Annotated in this window: 18 protein-coding genes; all 18 read right to left on the bottom strand. The window is 36.1% G+C overall.

Features of this window, described 5'->3' with window-relative positions:
* Nucleotides 1-18 precede the first annotated feature (18 nt).
* A complete protein-coding gene (locus DOK76_RS07595; protein WP_206966520.1) occupies nt 19-993 on the bottom strand; it encodes a diaminopimelate dehydrogenase in 975 nt (324 codons plus the stop codon).
* Nucleotides 994-1086: 93 nt separating this feature from the next.
* Nucleotides 1087-1707 carry an orotate phosphoribosyltransferase gene (pyrE, locus tag DOK76_RS07600; protein WP_206966405.1) on the bottom strand — a complete coding sequence of 207 codons (621 nt, stop codon included), beginning with the start codon at nt 1705-1707 and terminating at the stop codon, nt 1087-1089.
* Nucleotides 1707-2420: an orotidine-5'-phosphate decarboxylase gene (gene pyrF, locus DOK76_RS07605; protein ID WP_206966407.1), complete on the bottom strand. Its 714-nt coding sequence runs from the start codon at nt 2418-2420 to the stop codon at nt 1707-1709. Before pyrF ends, pyrE begins: the two co-directional genes overlap by 1 nt.
* On the bottom strand, nt 2413-3336 hold the full coding sequence (locus tag DOK76_RS07610; RefSeq protein ID WP_206966409.1) for a dihydroorotate dehydrogenase: 924 nt from the start codon (nt 3334-3336) through the stop codon (nt 2413-2415). The genes pyrF and DOK76_RS07610 overlap by 8 nt, the downstream gene beginning before the upstream one ends.
* On the bottom strand, nt 3333-4112 hold the full coding sequence (locus tag DOK76_RS07615) for a dihydroorotate dehydrogenase electron transfer subunit (RefSeq protein WP_206966411.1): 780 nt from the start codon (nt 4110-4112) through the stop codon (nt 3333-3335). The genes DOK76_RS07610 and DOK76_RS07615 overlap by 4 nt, the downstream gene beginning before the upstream one ends.
* Before the next feature lie 24 nt (nt 4113-4136).
* Nucleotides 4137-7316: a carbamoyl-phosphate synthase large subunit gene (carB, locus tag DOK76_RS07620; RefSeq protein ID WP_206966413.1), complete on the bottom strand. Its 3180-nt coding sequence runs from the start codon at nt 7314-7316 to the stop codon at nt 4137-4139.
* Between the two features lies 1 nt (nt 7317).
* Entirely contained in the window at nt 7318-8391 is a 1074-nt protein-coding gene (locus DOK76_RS07625; protein WP_206966415.1) for a carbamoyl phosphate synthase small subunit, read from the bottom strand.
* A 3-nt stretch (nt 8392-8394) separates the two neighbouring features.
* Nucleotides 8395-9675, bottom strand: a complete 1281-nt coding sequence (pyrC, locus tag DOK76_RS07630; protein WP_206966417.1) for a dihydroorotase — start codon at nt 9673-9675, stop codon at nt 8395-8397.
* 10 nt (nt 9676-9685) lie between these two features.
* Entirely contained in the window at nt 9686-10612 is a 927-nt protein-coding gene (locus DOK76_RS07635) for an aspartate carbamoyltransferase catalytic subunit (protein ID WP_206966419.1), read from the bottom strand.
* A 31-nt stretch (nt 10613-10643) separates the two neighbouring features.
* On the bottom strand, nt 10644-11936 hold the full coding sequence (locus DOK76_RS07640; protein ID WP_206966421.1) for a solute carrier family 23 protein: 1293 nt from the start codon (nt 11934-11936) through the stop codon (nt 10644-10646).
* A gap of 144 nt (nt 11937-12080) precedes the next feature.
* Nucleotides 12081-12620 (bottom strand): bifunctional pyr operon transcriptional regulator/uracil phosphoribosyltransferase PyrR, encoded by a 540-nt coding sequence (pyrR, locus tag DOK76_RS07645; RefSeq protein WP_206966423.1) that lies wholly within the window; start codon nt 12618-12620, stop codon nt 12081-12083.
* Between the two features lie 211 nt (nt 12621-12831).
* Nucleotides 12832-13737, bottom strand: a complete 906-nt coding sequence (locus DOK76_RS07650; RefSeq protein WP_206966425.1) for an RluA family pseudouridine synthase — start codon at nt 13735-13737, stop codon at nt 12832-12834.
* Between the two features lie 136 nt (nt 13738-13873).
* The gene (locus tag DOK76_RS07655; protein ID WP_206966427.1) at nt 13874-14650 is read right to left on the bottom strand and encodes a C39 family peptidase; all 777 of its coding nucleotides are present in this window, start codon (nt 14648-14650) and stop codon (nt 13874-13876) included.
* A 12-nt stretch (nt 14651-14662) separates the two neighbouring features.
* Nucleotides 14663-15028: a flagellar export chaperone FliS gene (gene fliS / locus DOK76_RS07660; protein ID WP_206966429.1), complete on the bottom strand. Its 366-nt coding sequence runs from the start codon at nt 15026-15028 to the stop codon at nt 14663-14665.
* Between the two features lie 16 nt (nt 15029-15044).
* Nucleotides 15045-15386 (bottom strand): hypothetical protein, encoded by a 342-nt coding sequence (locus DOK76_RS07665; RefSeq protein WP_206966431.1) that lies wholly within the window; start codon nt 15384-15386, stop codon nt 15045-15047.
* Nucleotides 15387-15397: 11 nt separating this feature from the next.
* Nucleotides 15398-16897 (bottom strand): flagellar filament capping protein FliD, encoded by a 1500-nt coding sequence (gene fliD, locus DOK76_RS07670; RefSeq protein WP_206966433.1) that lies wholly within the window; start codon nt 16895-16897, stop codon nt 15398-15400.
* A 4-nt stretch (nt 16898-16901) separates the two neighbouring features.
* Nucleotides 16902-17285: a flagellar protein FlaG gene (locus DOK76_RS07675; RefSeq protein WP_206966435.1), complete on the bottom strand. Its 384-nt coding sequence runs from the start codon at nt 17283-17285 to the stop codon at nt 16902-16904.
* A 69-nt stretch (nt 17286-17354) separates the two neighbouring features.
* The coding region (locus DOK76_RS07680; RefSeq protein WP_242542244.1) for a flagellin at nt 17355-18341 on the bottom strand (987 nt) is incomplete at its 5' end.

Consider the following 18341-nt stretch of genomic DNA (forward strand, 5'->3'; position numbering starts at 1 on the left):
TAGCAATTACTTTTCTTTTTATAACATGTCACTTCTAAGCAAACTGTTTTCTTTATTAATTAAGTACTTGGGGGCAATATCAAATACTGTGCGGGCACCTGACTGACCTTCTTTAAAAAGTCTAATACAAGCACGACTATATGCAACTAGAACACTAGCAGTAAACTCAGGGTTGCTATCTAGTTCTAATGAAAAATCAATCACTTCTTTATTAATCTCACTTGTTTGTCCAACACGGATAACTCTACCTCCATGAGGCATTTTTTGTTTATGCTCGTTATCTAAAATTTCTTGAGTCACAAAATGGACGGTTGTGTCATATTCATCAAAATAATTAGGCATCGAAGTAATCTCTTCTGTTACTTTTTCTCGATTAGCCTCTTTATCTAGTACAACAAAGCATTCTCTGGTGTGTTTTTCTCTTGTCGATAAAGAATCAACTTCTCCTTTTTTAAAAGAAGTCATTGCTGTTTCGTTTGGAATTGTATATTGAATGCCGTCCTGAACGCCATCTATTCGTCTGATAGCATCTGAATGTCCCTGACTAACACCTTTTCCCCAAAATGTAATTGTTTTTCCTTCTGGTAAAATAGCTTCTGCCAAAACTCGGTTCAAACTAAATAGGCCAGGATCCCAACCGACAGAAATAATTGATACATGTCCTGATTCTTCAGCTACTTGATTCACTTTGTCAAAGTGAGCTGGAATTAAGGCGTGAGTGTCGAAGCTGTCTACAGTATTAAAATGCTTTGTGATGTCAGGTGTTTGCTCAGGCAAGTCTGTAGCTGAGCCACCACATAAAATACAGACATCTATAGCTTCCTTAAGATCAAGCAACTGCTCCATTTTATATACGTTGCCATAAAGAGTTTCAACTGTTTCAGGATGTCGTCTGGTAAAAATACCTACTAAAGACATATCAGCATTTTTTTCTAAGGCTTTTTCAACACCTCGGCCTAAATTTCCATAACCTACAATCGCAATTTTGTACATACTCATTCCTCCGTCATCTTTTTTTAATAATTATCTCATAAAATAAGAGTTGGAAGAATCATACCTTATTTTGGCTCTCATTACTAGGAAAAATTAATTTTGCCAATTTTTTGGGTCTTTTTTCCATTCTTTTAATAAAACCACATCAGATTCCGAAATGTAATTTTTTTCTGTAGCAACTTCAATCAATTCACTATAGTTAGTTAAAGTTACAAAAGGAACTTTAGCTTGTTCAAAGTTTTCAATTCCTTTTGGTAATTCATAAGTAAAGATAGCTGCTACTCCAAGAACTTTTGCTCCTTCGTTTTCAGCCGCTTCGCAAGCTTCTAAGACACTACCACCAGTTGAAATCAAATCTTCAATCACAACCATTTTTTGACCTTCAGAAATTTGACCTTCAATTTGATTTTTCTTGCCATGGTCTTTGGCTTTCCCACGAATGTAAACCATTGGTAAATCAAGTAATTCAGCTACCCATGCTGCATGAGGAATTCCTGCAGTTGCTGTTCCTGCAATGACTTCAACATCAGGAAACGTCTCTTTGATTGTCTCAGCTAATCCTTTAGCAACTGCTTTTCTGACAACTGGAAAACTCATTGTTAAGCGGTTGTCACAATAAATAGGACTTTTCAAACCACTTGCCCATGTAAAAGGTTCTTTAGGACTTAAGGCTACTGCTTTAATTTCTAGTAATTTTTCTGCGATGTCTTTCATTATAATTCCCCGTTCCATTCTTTTTTAATAGCGATATAACTTTCGTAAGGTGTTTCTGATTGTGTAATCGGACGTCCCACAACAATATAGCTTGAACCAATCTCGTGAGCACGACTTGGCGTTACGACGCGTTTTTGATCCCCAACAGCACTATTTGAAGGTCTAATACCTGGTGTTAAACAAATAAAGGCATCATCGGTTACGCTTCTGATTTTTTCAACTTCTAAAGCTGAGCAAACAACACCGTCTAATCCAGCTTTTTTCGTAATAGATGCATAATGAGCAACACTTTCTTCTAAACTTGCCTTTATCAATTGATCGGCTTGCATTTGCTCTTCACTTGTTGAAGTTAATTGAGTTACTGCAATTAGTTCTGGACGTTTTTGTCCACTAGGTGTTCCTTCTACAAGACCTTCTAAAGCTGCTTTCATCATTTCAGTTCCACCTGCAGCATGAACGTTAGTGATTTTAACACCTAATGAAGCGATATTTTTCATAGCTGACTTAACAGTATTTGGAATATCATGCAGTTTCAAATCAAGGAAAACATCATGACCTGCTTCAATTAATAGCTCAACAATTTGTGGTCCTTCTTTATAAAATAATTCCATTCCTACTTTTAAAAACAGAGATTCCTCTGTTGGAAATTGCTCTAAAAAAAAGACAACTTCTTGTTTACTTGGAAAATCTAAGGCTATTACTGGTCTATTCATGACGTGACTCCTTCACTTCTTTAATTAACGATTCAATTGACTCAATACCTAATTCATCTAACTTAGCGGGTAACTCTTCAATTAATTTTGGACAAATATAAGGATCAGTGAAATTCATCGTACCAACTGCGACAGCACTTGCTCCAGCTAAAAACATTTCAATCACATCATCTACTGTACTAACGCCACCCATACCAATAACAGGAATACTCACAGCACGAGTCACTTCATTAATCATTCGAATGGCTACTGGTTTAATCCCTGGTCCTGATAAACCACCTGTTCCATTAGCTAAAATAGGTTTTCTTGTTTTTAAATCAATTCTCATACCAAGTAAGGTATTAATCATCGTAATCCCATCTGCTCCAGCTTCTTCTACTGCCTTAGCAATTGGCACAATGTTAGTTACGTTAGGTGATAACTTGATATAAACTGGTACTTTAGCTACTTTTTTAACAGCTCTTGTTAAACTTGCTGCAACTTTAGCACTTGTTCCAAAAGCAATACCGCCTTCCTTGACGTTAGGACAAGAAATATTTAACTCGATGGCTTTAACATTAGGCGCATTCCCAATCTTCGCACAAACTGCCACATATTCCTCTTCAGAAGACCCTGCCACATTAGCAATAATTGGTAAATCATATTTCTCTAAACTTGGTAATTGATGTCCCATAACTGTTTCAAGTCCTGGGTTTTGTAAACCGATGGCATTTAGCATGCCACTTGGCGTTTCGGCAACACGTGGTGTTGGATTTCCGTATCTTTTTTCTAATGTTGTTGCTTTTACCATAATTGAACCTAAAACACTTAAATCATAGTACTTACTATATTCATCTCCGAAACCAAAACAACCACTAGCTGGCATAATGGGATTTTTTAATTCTAACCCTGGTAAACTTACTTTTAAGCGATTCATATAATAACCTCCCCTGATTTAAACACTGGTCCTTCATCACACACTTTTTTATTCTCACTTGGGTCTGTTTTAGATTGGCATACACAAGCGTAACAAGCACCTACACCACAAGCCATACGTTCTTCCATTGATAGATACACATGAGGGTGATCAGCAAATTTCGTTTCAACTGCTCTTAAAAGCCCTGTAGGTCCACATGAATAAACAGCTTTTGGTTGACCGTATGCTTCTAGTGAAGCTTCAATTAAATGACCTGTGTGACCTTTACGACAATAAGATCCATCATCTGTAATAATCATCACTTCACCTAATCTTGAAAACTCTTCTTCATAAAACACAGCATCTTTATTAGCAAATCCATGCATGAAGACAATTTTTGCTTCTTTTTCAGCTAATTGTTTCCCTAATTCATAAAGAGGAGGGACACCAATACCACCACCTACGATATAAACTAAATCGCCTTTTTCAATAAAGCTGATGTCAAATCCATTTCCAAGCGGGCCTAACACGTCTAACTTATCTCCAGTTGTCAATTCACTAATAGCTTTTGTTCCGTCACCATCAGCACGGTAAATAACTTTACAAGTCGACTCTTCCATCGATACACTAGCTAAACTGATTGGTCTTCTAAGTAACAAATCAGAACGAGGGACACGAATATGGATGAACTGGCCAGATGTCTCCATCTGTTTCACCAATTCCCCTTTCAAGGTTAATTCAAAGATAGTTGAAGCAATTTCTTTTTGTTCTACTACAAGCATCATTTCTTGTTTCATATTCTTCCCTCTCCTTTTTTGTTGTTATAAAGCAATAGCTGAAAAACTTCTATCCTCTAATACTTTAAGAATGGCATCAGCTGTGTCTAATGATGTCATCAACGGGACACCATTTTCCACAGTTGATCGTCTGATTTTAAATCCATCAGATTTAGGTTGAGACTCATTTCCCGTTGTATTAATCACTAATTGCGTATGTCCTAAGCGAATAATATCTAGTACATTTAGTTGCGAACGTTGATCAATTTTTGAAACAATTTTGACTTCTAGTCCGTGACTTCTAAAGAACTCACCAGTTCCCTCTGTGGCAATTAAGCCATAACCAATGTTACTAAATCTTTTAGCTAATTTTAACGCTTCTTCTTTTGTTTCATCTGCGATTGTAAATAAGACTGAGCCATAACCTGGTAAATGCATACCACTTGCTTCAAAGGCTTTATACAACGCTTTTTCAAGAGTTACGTCTGTTCCCATAACCTCACCTGTTGATTTCATCTCTGGTCCAAGTTGCGTATCCACATCATGTAGTTTTGCAAAAGAGAAGACTGGTGCTTTAATATGTACGTATTGAGATTCTTTGTATAAGCCACTTTCATAACCTTGTTCTTTCAATGACTCACCTAAAATACATTTTGTTGCTACTTGAGCCATTGGGATTTCTGTTACTTTACTTAAAAATGGTACAGTACGACTTGCTCTTGGGTTAACTTCAATCACGTAAACTTCCTCTTCATGAACAATGAACTGTACATTCATCATACCACGGCAATTCAATCCTAGGGCTAAGCGTTTTGTGTAGTCAACGATTTTTTCGATAACCGTCTCAGACAAGTTTTGTGGTGGGTAGACTGCCATCGAATCTCCTGAATGGACCCCAGCACGCTCAATGTGTTCCATAATACCCGGTAGAAGAACATCTTCTCCGTCACAGATAGCATCAACTTCACACTCAACACCTAGTAAGTAACGGTCAATCAAGACTGGATGTTCTGGAGAGGCTTTAACAGCTTCTTTCATGTAACGTTTTAAATCTTCTGTACTCCAAACGATCTCCATTGCTCGGCCACCTAAGACATAGCTTGGTCTGACTAAAACAGGGTAGTTGATATCTTCTGCTATTGCTATGGCATCTTCTACGTTTGTTGCAGTTGCGCCTTTTGGTTGAGGTACGTTTAATTCTTTTAAGGCATGCTCAAATTTATCACGGTTTTCTGCACGGTCCAAATCTTCAATCGTCGTTCCAATAATTTTGACACCCTTATTTGATAAACCTTCTGCTAAATTGATAGCTGTTTGTCCACCAAACTGAACGATAACCCCTTTTGGTTGCTCTAGTTCAATCACGTGCATCACGTCTTCAAGAGTTAAAGGTTCAAAGTATAACTTATCAGAGATGGAGAAGTCTGTAGAAACAGTTTCTGGGTTACTATTCATAATAATTGCTTCATAGCCTAATTCTTGAATCGCTTGAACAGAATGTACAGTGGCGTAGTCAAACTCCACTCCTTGTCCGATTCTAATAGGTCCAGAGCCTAATACTAAGATTGACTCTTTCTCCGAACGAATACTTTCATTTTCTGTTTCATAGGTGCCGTAGAAGTAAGGCGTGTTTGATTCAAACTCTGCTGCACATGTATCTACCATTTTATAAACTGGTAAAATACCAGCTTTTTGACGCATGTCATACACGTCACTTTCTGATAAATCCCATTTATTCGCGATTACTTTATCAGCTAAACCAAATGATTTCGCCGTTTTTAAGACGTCTAAGTCTTTAGGATTATCACTTAGTTCTTGTTCAATCTCAATGATATGAAGTAATTTGTCTAAGAAGAATAAATCAATCTTAGTGAAATTAGCAATATCATGAATCGAAATGCCTCTTCGAATCCCTTCTGACACATAGAATAAACGATCATCTTGGGCTTGAATCATGCCGTAAGTGATTTCTTCATCCGTTAAATCTTTTAACTCCTCTAACTCGATATGGTAGGCACCAATTTCTAAGGAACGCACTGCTTTTAGTAAAGACTCTTCAATAGTTCTTCCTAAAGCCATTACTTCTCCAGTTGCTTTCATTTGTGTACTTAATAAACGGTTACCTTTTTCAAATTTATCAAAAGCCCATCTTGGAATCTTACTTACCACATAATCAAGAGCTGGTTCAAACATTGAGTAAGTTGTTTCTGTAACTGGGTTTTTCACTTCATCTAGAGTCAAGCCAACAGCGATTTTAGCTGCTAATTTAGCAATTGGAAATCCTGTTGCTTTACTGGCTAAGGCCGATGAACGACTTACTCTTGGGTTTACTTCAATTACATAATACTTAAAGCTTTCTGGATCAAGTGCTAACTGAACGTTACAACCACCTTCGATTTTTAAAGCTTTAATGATTTTTAATGACGCATCTCTTAACAATTGAATTTCCACGTCTGACAATGTTTGACAAGGAGCAAATACAATCGAGTCCCCTGTGTGAATACCCACTGGGTCAAAGTTTTCCATGTGACACACAACAATGGCGTTATCATTTGAATCTCTCATCACTTCAAATTCGATTTCTTTGTATCCAGCAATACTTTTTTCGATTAAACATTGAGTCGCTGGTGATAAATGAAGACCGTTTTTCGTAATCTCGATTAGTGATGCTTCATCTTCACACATGCCCCCGCCTGTTCCACCTAATGTAAAGGCAGGACGAACAATTAATGGGTAGCCGATCTCTTTAGCAAAATCAAGTGCTTCTTCTACTGTATGAACAATTGCACTCTCAGGTATTGGTTCTCCTAATTCTTCCATTAATTGTTTAAATAAATCTCTATCTTCTGCTTGATCAATGGCACTTAGTTTAGTTCCTAATAACTCAATATCAAGCTCTTCTAAAATGCCACTGTCAGAAAGTGTCATCGCCATGTTTAACCCTGTTTGCCCACCAAGTGTTGGTAAAATAGCATCAGGTCTCTCTTTTCTTAAAATTTTAGCTACAAATTCTAAGGTAATGGGTTCAATATAGACTTTATCTGCAATATTTTTATCAGTCATAATCGTGGCTGGATTTGAATTGATTAAAATAACTTCATAGCCCTCTTCTTTTAAAGCTAGACAAGCCTGTGTCCCAGCATAGTCAAACTCTGCTGCTTGTCCGATAATAATTGGGCCTGAGCCAATCACTAGAATTTTACTTATATCTTTTCTCTTTGGCATGTTATTTCCCCCAATTGTCCATTAATTCAATAAATTCATCAAAAAGTGAAACGGCATCATGTGGCCCAGGTGCTGCATCTGGGTGAAACTGTACAGAAAATGATGGGTATTTCTTATGCTTAACGCCTTCAACTGTCTCATCATTAATTTCAATGTGAGTCATCATTAAATCAGTTGTGTCTAAACTATCTCTTGATACAGCATAGCCGTGATTTTGAGAAGTAAAGTAGATTTGATTTGATGCAATTTCTTTTACTGGGTGATTACTACCGCGGTGACCATATTTTAATTTAAACGTGTCAGCACCATTGGCTAAACTTAGTAATTGATGCCCTAAACAGATACCAAAAATAGGTAATTTTCCTTGAATTGCTTGAATCATTTTTAACGCTTCTGGCACATCTTTTGGATCTCCAGGTCCATTTGAAAGCATAATGCCATCTGGAGATAAAGCTAGAATTTCTTCTGCTGTGTAATCATATGGTACAACTGTCACACCGCAATTTCTTGAAACAAGTTCTCTTAGAATACTATGTTTCATACCGAAATCTACAACAACAACATTTTTTCCTTTTCCAGGAACGCTATAAGCTTTTGTTGTTGATACTTCAGCAACCTGATTACTTGGTAAGACGGTTGCTTTTAATTGATCAAATTCATGTTCTCTATCAATGACCACATCAACAATACTACCTTTAATTGTCCCAGTTTCTCTTAATTTCTTCGTTAAAGCTCTTGTATCAATCCCTGCAATCCCAGGAATTTTCTTTTGTTTTAAAAACTCATCTAAGGTCATTTGACTACGCCAATTTGAAGCAACCCTTGCATAGTCTTTAACAATAACACCGCTACAAAAAGGCTCCATAGACTCAAAATCGTCACGATTAATACCATAATTTCCGATTGTTGGGTAGGTGAACAGAATCATCTGTCCTTTAAAACTTGGATCCGTCAATATTTCTTGATAACCACTCATCCCAGTGGTAAATACAACCTCCCCAGTTGTAATGTTCGGTGCGCCAAAGCCAACACCTTCAAAATAGGTTCCATCTTCTAAAATCAACAATCGTTTCATTTTCTACTCTCCCTTTTGCCAAGCTAACTTTCCATCAACTAATGTATAAAGTGTTTCTCCTTTTACTCGTTGTCCAATAAAAGGTGTGTTACTTGATTTTGATACAAATTTATCTTCAATTGTCACTTCATGTTCTAAATCAAAGATGGCAATATCTGCAGCTCGACCAATGGATAATGTGCCACAGTCAAGATTAAAAATTCTTGACGGAGCGAGCGTCATCCAGTCAACTACTTGTTCTAATGTGAATCGATTTGTTTCAACAAAGTGTGTGTACATCAATTGGAAGGCAGTTTCACTTCCAATAATCCCAAATGGTGATTCTAACATACTTTGATTTTTTTCTTTACAACAATGAGGCGCATGATCAGTTGCGATACAATCAATAGTGCCATCTAGTAATCCTTCGATTAGAGCTTGTTGATCATCGTTTGCTCTGAGAGGTGGGTTCATTTTGAAGTTACCATGATCTTCTGTAATATCATTATCTGTCATAATCAAATGATGTGGGCAAACTTCGCATGTCACTCGAATGCCATTTTTCTTAGCTTGGCGAATAACTTCAACACTTTCTTTAGTTGAAACGTGACACACATGGTAATGCACACCTGTTTCTTTAGCAAGAAGAACATCTCTAGCTATTTGAGAAGACTCAGTAGCACTCATAATTCCAGGTAACCCTAGTTTTTTTGATACCTCACCCTCATGCATAACACCACCAAAGAGTAATGACTCGTCTTCTGTGTGAGCCACAATTGCCATATCAAGTCTTGCTGCTTCTTTCATGGCTAAGTACATCGTTCCAGCTGTTTGAACACCCACACCATCATTTGTAAAAGCAAAGGCATTCGCTTTTTTTAAGCTTTCAAAATCAACAAGCTCTTCACTGTTTAAATCTTTTGTGATTGATGCGTATTGTAAAATTTTAATCGTGCTGTCTTTTGCTATTTTTTCATTAATGAGATTTAAAGTTTCCTCATTGTCTGGTACTGGCTTTAAATTAGGCATCGCACAAACTGTTGTGAAACCGCCCTTTGCTGCCGAGGCACTTCCTGTTTGAATGGTTTCTTTATATTCAAAACCTGGTTCTCTAAAATGGACATGAACATCAACTAATCCTGGTGTGATTAAACCTTGATTTGCGTCAATCACTTGATCAAATGATAGGTTCTCATTTGAAAAATGCCCTAAACCTTTAATAACTCCTTCTTCAATCCAGACGTCAACTTGATTCAGTACGTTTCCTTGTTCAACCATATACCCGTTCTTAATTAATGTTTTCATCAAAATCCTCCTATGCTTTTCCGTGTAAGATAGCTTCTAATATAGCCATTCTCATAAAAACGCCATTTGTCATTTGTTGTGTGATTCTTGATTGGTATGACTCAACTAACTCATCAGCAAGCTCTACGTCTCGGTTGACAGGTGCTGGGTGCATAATAATCGCTTTATCTTTCATTTGTTTCGCTCGTTCATTTGTTAAACCATACTCACGGTGATAATTTTCTTTTGAAAACTCACTGTTATCTTCATGGCGCTCATGTTGCACTCTTAACATCATCATAACATCAACTTTATCAACTACCTCATCAATCGGCATAAATGTGCCGTACGCTTCATACTTTCTATTATACCAAGCTTCTGGTCCACAGAAATACAGGTTAGCTCCTAAGCGTTTTAGCATTTTCATGTTTGAATTTGCTACACGAGAGTGCGTTAAGTCGCCACAAATCGCAATGTTTAAATCTTCAAAGCGGCCAAACTCTTCATAAATCGTTAGTAAATCAAGTAAACACTGGGTAGGGTGATTACCACTTCCGTCTCCACCATTAATGATAGAAGTCGTGATTGTTTTACTTTGAATCAATTCATTGTAATAATCTTCTTCCCAGTGACGAATCACACACGCGTGAACACCAATCGCTGACATGGTTAAAACTGTGTCGTATAAAGACTCTCCTTTTGAAACTGAGCTTGTTTTGGCGTCAAATTCAATCACGTCAATACCTAATTTTTTCTCTGCAACTTCAAAACTTTTATGTGTTCTCGTACTATTTTCAAAAAATAAGTTAGCTGTGAAAAACTGTTGGTTCGCTAGTTCTGCTTTCTCTCCGCGTTTAAAGGCCTGTGCCCGTTCAATTAAGCCCATCACCTCTTGATCACTTAATGACTCTGCTGTTAAAAGATGTTTTAAACTAATTCTCTCTGAAGTAATAATCATCTTAATCCCTCCCTATTTTGTCTTCTCTATTTTATTCTGCTTCACTTTTTGCTTGTTGAGGTAATACTAAGTTTAAAATAATTCCGAATAATGTGGCTAAAGCCATACCCGATAGAGCTACTGGTCCTGCTTGGAATGTTAAGCCCCCAATACCAACTACTAGAATAACTGATGCTATTAATAAGTTACGTTTTAAGTTAAAGTCAATTTTATTATCAATTAAGATTTTTAATCCGCTTGAAGCAATTACTCCAAAGAGGATAAAGCTAATCCCTCCAATTACTGGTCCAGGGATACTTTGAATAAGGGCTGTTAATTTCCCAACAAAGGCTAAAACCATTGCAAGGGCTGCTGCACCACCAATAACAAACACACTGTGTACTCGTGTAATGGCTAATACACCAATGTTTTCTCCGTAACTAGTGACAGGAGGTCCTCCGACTAAACCAGCCACAATTTGCGCTAAGCCGTCTCCCATTAATGTTTTGTGTAAGCCCGGATTTTCATAAAAATTACGTTTCGTTAATTTGTTTAACACCATCAAGTGACCAATATGCTCAGTCATTGTTACAAAGGCAATCGGCGCCATAGTTAAGATTGCTGTTAAGTACAACTTAGGTGTGTAAGTCACGTAGGGTACTTGGAAACTTGGTAAAGCAAACCATGCTGCTTCTTTAATTGGTTCTACGTCTACGATTCCAAATAAAAGTGCAACGATGTAGCCACAGACGATACCTAGTAAGATAGGAATTAATCCCATAAATCCTTTTAAGTACATGTTGAAAATAATCGTTAGTATTAATGTAATAAGCGCTACTGCGATATATTTAACATTGTAAATTTGTTCTGGTGTTCCTAAGTTTTCAAACATTGCTTGGTTAGCTGCATTAGCCGCTAAACCAAGTCCGATAACCATAACAACTGGTCCTACAACAATCGGTGGTAATAGCTTATCAAGCCAAGCTGAACCTGCTCTTTTAACAATCATTGAAACAATTAGGTAAACAGCTCCTGTTGTGATTGCTCCAAGAGCAATCGCTGGATAACCTGCATCTTTCATTAACATTTGCATCGCTGCAATAAAAGCAAAACTACTACCTAAGTAAGCCGGTATTTTTCCTTTTGTTACGAATAGATAAACGAGTGTCCCTAATCCTGAACTGAAAAGGGCAATTCCTGGGTTAATCCCAACTAAGATTGGCACTAAGACTGTTGCGCCAAACATGGTAAATAAATGCTGTAAACTAAGTCCAAGCCACTTCACGCCACTTGGCTTATCTTGTATATCTAATACTGCATCTTCATTTCTAAATTCTTGTTTCATCTTTTTTCTCCTTTATAATAAAAAATCCTCGCTTCAACAGTTGAAACGAGGCATACGGAAATAGACATTTTTAAGGGTTCTTCCACTTAAAAGATTGTCTAAGTCGCTTTTCCTAGTCTCTCTGTACTTGATTAAAAAGCTTATTTAATTTTCTTTTTTGATTGAGATGCAGTCGTTCCCATCAATTTCAGCCATAGATACAACTATTTGTTCTGATTTTGAAGTTGGAATATTTTTCCCTACATAATCAGCACGAATTGGTAACTCTCTATGCCCACGATCTACTAACACTGCTAGTGAAATCTTATCTGGTCTACCTAAATCCATAGTCGCATCTAGTGCTGCACGAATTGTTCTTCCAGTAAAGATAACGTCATCTACTAAAATAACTTCTTTATTTTCGATTGAAAAGGGTACATCTGATGCATTAATCGTTGGTTCTTCGTGATTAACTTGATGATTGTCATCTCTATACAATGTAATATCAATCTCACCAACTGGTACATCAATACCTTCTAATTGTTTTAATCTTTCGGCAATACGATTAGCAATGTAGATACCTCTTGTTTTAATACCAATTAAAACAATGTCCTCAATGCCTTTATGTCTTTCAATGATTTCATACGTGATTCGAGTTAATGCTCTATTCATCGTCATTTTATCAACAATTTCTTTTTCGCTCACTGCCGTTCCTCCTGAAAAAAGTCCATAAAAAAACTCTTATCCAAAGAGAGATAAGAGGGAATTTGATTACATTAAAGTTATCGATTTTTTTCTAACAAGGCTCACAGACCTCTCAAAAAAATCAACTTATTCCTTCTTAGCCTCACTGGACCACTCTTAAAGGACTTCTATTTATTTGTTGTGATTATATTACCCTAAAACACGAATAATATCAATGGTTTTGTCTTAAGTTTTCTAAAGTTTCTTTAAACACCTCAGGGATATCACTAGTAAAGGTTAATAATCCCTCTGTTTTCGGGTGAACAAAACCTAATGTTTGAGCATGTAAGAACTGACCATTTCCTTTTAATGTTTTCTTAGGACCATATAATGGATCTCCTGCAATTGGGAAGCCAATAAAATCCATGTGAACACGAATTTGATGGGTTCTACCTGTTTCTAACTGACATTCTACTAAAGTAAATTCTTCAAAGCGCTCTAAAACAGTGAAATGAGTCACTGCAGGCTTACCATCTTTTACAACAGCTTGTTTTTGGCGATTTTCTTTACTTCTTCCAATTGGGGCTGTTATCGTTCCTTTTTCATGAGGAATCACACCATGAACTAAAGCCACATATTTTCTAAGGGCTTTTTTCTCTTTTAATTGATCCGCTAAAAAGAGATGCGCATCGTTATTTTTAGCCACCATTAATAACCCTGACGTGTCTTTATCAATTCGATGGACAATCCCTGGTCTTATCACATCATTAATAGTTGATAAATGATCACTATGATTCATTAAAGCATTAACCAGAGTCCCATCAGGATGTCCTGCTGAAGGATGAACTACCATGCCTTGAGGCTTGTTAATCACCATGACCTCATCATCTTCATAAATAATATCTAAGGGAATGTCTTGTGCTTTTGCTTCAATAACAACTGGTTCAGGACGATCAATCTCAATAGAATCTCCTGATTTCACTTTGTAATTGGCTCTTGTAATATCACCATTAACTGTCACTCGGTCATTTTTTAACCAAGATTGAATTTGTGATCTCGAAAATTGAGAAAAAACATCTGTCAGTACTTTATCAATACGACCTTTCTCTTCTTTAATTGTATACGTTAATAATTCCATTCATTTGCTCCTTCACTTTAAGTCCTATCTATCTTATCATAATTTAGCATCAAAAGAACTAACTTATTCACTGTTTCTACCATAAAAAAATCAAGTTAATAGCTAGTTAGACGTCTCTAATTCACCATTAACTTGATTATTTAATGTAAATACTTTGTTTATTTGTCTTTTCAAACAAGTCATTGAACGTTTTTTTATCAACTTCCACTATCTTGCCGTAAGGGTCATTTAGAATTACCTTATTTTGACTAAAGCCTGAAATAACTGCGGCATGGTGTTTTGGTAACATACGTTTCATGCCATTTTTCGTTGGCCACTCTACAAAATCATCTTCTTTTGGTACTTTGTAGTCAGTCGTTGCTATGACCCAAACAGGACTGCCTGATTGAACAACTTCTAGTAAATCATCTAACTTGCTACCAGTACTATTAACGACCTGATAAGGTCCTTTAACTAACTCTTTAGCTAACTGAAAGACCGGTTCTACGTTAACACTTGTTCCTGGTGTCTTTCCTGTCATATCCCCTACAAAGCCAATATCAGGATCTCCGAAAATCCCCTCACTCACTTCGTAATCTTCCTTATTAATTCCTTTAGCTAATTCATTTTTATCGTAATCAAAATGATAGTACTGTAATAGCATGCTAAGAGCTGTCACTTCACACCCATGCTCTAATGGTGGATCTGCCAACTGATTTAGTAAAGGCACTGGAAGTTGATACTCACCAACCTTTTCATTAGGTTCCTCAGAATCATCTTGGTAACCTATTAGTAAATCATTTTTCGGTGTGACTTTACTTTGCTCAATAGTTGATTTTCTATTTTCAATAGCCATATCTACTACTATTTTTGTCGCAAATATGAGAGTAGCTACTAACAGGACAAGTAAAAATCCCTTAATGAATTTTTTCATTTAACTCAAACCTCATAAAGATTCCCAAGTTTCTAATAACTCTTCCAACATTTTTTGAACGATTTCAATTCGCTCTTTATTTTTCTCTGTATTTGCTAGAAGCAGTTGACCATACATAAAATCATATAATGAAATTAGCTGATCTGAAATATCACTGTCTTCCATAGGTTGCACAGCAAATTTTAATTCCAAAACAATGTTTTGCACTTTAATAAGATGGGTATTAACTTCTTGCAAATTTCCTTGTTCCAAATGATACAGTGCTATTTTTGAATGTTTAATCCCTGCTTCATATAAAATCTCAATTAATTTTTTAGGCGAAGCTGTTAAAATTTGATTATTCAGATAGGCTGAATTTCCTTTTTTTGTGTATGTCATAATCTACTCCTATTTCTTAAAAATCTTTGTCTACAAAATAAGATTCTGAGAACTGTTTAATATATTGTGTGGCAATTTTTTCAGATTGATTCATTTGTCCTATTTGATCAATCAGCATAGTTTTCTGACTTTCCAAATAAAGCATCAATTCTTGACTTTTCGTGACTAACTCCTGTAATAACTCGCCTTCTTCATCAGTCAACTCATTAAGAAACAACTGGTTTGTAGAAGACATTAGTTTAGAATTTTCTTCAAGAATTCCAATAGACTCTTCCAAACTTAAATCTTTTGACCATTTTCTAATTGTCACAACCATTTTTTTTAGTGTATTATTTGAACAAATTGTGTTATTTACCACTATCTCACTCCTTACTTGGTGCTAAATGCATCTAATTGAGTGATTAAAAATGACATTTGTTGTTCCGCTTGCATCATAGCCTGATCGAGCCTAGAAAACGTTCTAACATAGTAATCTCTCTTTTTATCAAGTTTTTCAGTAAAACGGTCAATCCGTTCATCTAATTGCTTAATGCTCTTCTCAAATGACTCGTCTTTTGTTGTATAAATACTTTTTTTACCAGCTTCGTCTTTTAAATAAGCATTCATCAAATCATTTAGTTTAACCGTATAACCAAATTCTTTTGTCTGTGTTTCCCGAATTGGATTTCCCTCATCATCAAGCATCACATTACCAAGCTCATCTTTTTTATCAACTACTATTTTTTCAGTATGATAAAAGAAGTTTTGAACATTCTTAGCATCTTCATCGAGGGCACTACGTAACTTCTCTTCATCAATTGATAGGTAGCCCGTTTTATCAACTGAAATCCCAAGTTCTGCTGGGTATAAAAAGGTTGTATGAGGGTTCTCATCAGGCAAACCAGTCACCGCAAGTTTTAAACTATTTTGTAATCTATTGGCAGTGCTATCACCAGCTAGAGGTCCTGGTTTATTGTCTTTCTTACTCGGATCACCAATGTCTGACTTTTCATTAATAAAATCCATTAGCGAGTTATACTGTTCAACAAAAGCATTAATCGCTTCAATTGGTTTTTCTAAATCCGTGACTAAACCAACCCTCACTGCATCCTCTGTTGTGTCATGTAAGTGAATAGTGACGCCTTCTATCACATCACTTACATTATTTGATGGACGTTCAACAGCAATCCCGTCAATTGTGAATTTCGCATTCTGCCCTTCAGTGTATTGCGGTGTGTTTGTTGTTGAATCCGTGTTAATTCCTAAATCATTTAATAAGTCTTCTGATCCTGTAAAGCTTAATTCTGACTCGCCAGTATCTACATTACTTAATACCAGATGACCATTAACAATGGTTGCTTTCACACCAGTGTCTTTTGACTCAGCATTAATCTTATTCGTGATGTCTTTCAAGCTATCTGATTCATCAATCTCAATGGTAATCGGCTCACCATCTTCTTTTTTTGACTCAAACTCAAATTGCCCTGACGTTCCTAATTCATCATAAATCGTTTTGTCATCTAGTTTCTCAATCTCTCCTGATACAAGTTTTGAAGAAGTTGCTAATTGATCAACAGTAATGTCGTAATTATCTTCTGCTGCTTTATCAGTTCCAGAAATCGTTACCTTGTCTGGTTTAGAACTTGTTGCGACTTTTGAATTCCATGTTTCATTTTTTTGCAACGTTTCAATATTTTTAGAAAAAGTATTCAACCTTAAACGAACATCTTTCCAAGCGTTTTGCTGTTCTAACAGTAATGACTTCTGGTTGTTCATCCTTAATAGAGGTGTTGACTCTGCTTCAATCAACTTGTCTATTTCATGGGAGGTAATTCCTGAATAACTCCCCAAAGTTGAACTAATACCCGTATCACTTGTAACTATTGGCATCGACTCATCCTTCCTTATCGATTAGATTTCCAATGATTCCCCAATTACTAACGATTGAATCCAGTAACTCTTCTGATGAAATCTCTTTAACAATTTCATCGTTAGTTGTATTGATTAACCTAATAATCAATCGATTAGTTAACTGGTAGATCTCAAATTCCATTTTAACATCTTTTTCTGCTAATTGTCGATTAGAAATTGCTATTATTTGTTTAATATTATCTTCAGAATACTTATGACTTTGTACACTCTCTGATTTCTTTTTTTGTCTCTTTAAATTCTCTTGATGAGGCTCATTTTCTAAGTGTTCTGAAATTTTTCCCGCTTGTTCAATTTTCTCAATCACGTTTTGTGGTTCATATGAATGAATCTGAGGAATATCAACCATGTCTATCTTCTCCATTTACTGACCATTTTACTGAAACAAAAGCCGACTAATATAGTCGGCTAAACGTTTTTATTGTAATAATGATAAAACACTTTGTGGCATTGCATTAGCTTGAGATAACATAGAAGTCGCTGCTTGAGATAGAATGTTATTCTTAGTAAAGTTCATCATCTCTTCAGCCATATCAACGTCTCTAATACGAGAATTAGCTTCTGTTAAGTTTTCTTGAGCTACTGCTAAGTTATTAATTGTATGTTGCATTCTGTTTTGTGCTGCTCCTAAATCAGAACGAGTACTTGAGATTTTTGATGACGCTAAATCTAATTGGTTAATCGCCATTTCTGCATTCTTTTGGTTTGATAAATCTAATGTATCTAAACCTAAAGATTTAGCATTCATTGTACCCATCTCAACATTAATAATATCTCCAGTATTAGCACCTACGTGGAAATTCATTCCTTGTTTGTTAGAATCTGCAGCTGTAAACGATTGACTAAAAGTTGCTACTTTAGTAGGTTCGGCTGTTGTGCCATCTTCTTTAAATCCTACAGTATCAGTTCCGTAGCGACCTTCTGACGTTAACTTAACAATCCCTGAAGATTTAGCTCCTTCTTTTGGTACTAACGGATCTGCTTCTGTTCCTGCACCACTACAATCCTTCGCCTCATAAATGCTATATGTTCCATTGTCATTTGAAACCACAGCATATTTATTATTTTCAGATTTTACAGTAACATTACCATCAATGTCTCTTGTATAACTTAATTCTAAATCACCAGTTGTCTTTTTATTAGTCATGTTGACAGTCATATACATATCAACATCATTTGTTTTTGTCACATCTCCAGCTACAGAAGATGTATCAAATTCTCCATCTAAAAGAGTTTTACCATTAAAGTTCGTTGTTTGAGAAATACGGTCAACTTCTTCTCTTAATGCGTTGAATTCTTTGTTAATCTCAGCACGGTCTTCATCACTTAATGTCGCATTAGCTCCTTGTGTCGCTAAGTCACGCATACGATTAACGATGTCTTGTGTTTCATTCAATGCACCCTC

The sequence above is a fragment of the Candidatus Vagococcus giribetii genome, from assembly GCF_017316185.1.
Classification (GTDB): Bacteria; Bacillota; Bacilli; order Lactobacillales; family Vagococcaceae; genus Vagococcus; species Vagococcus giribetii.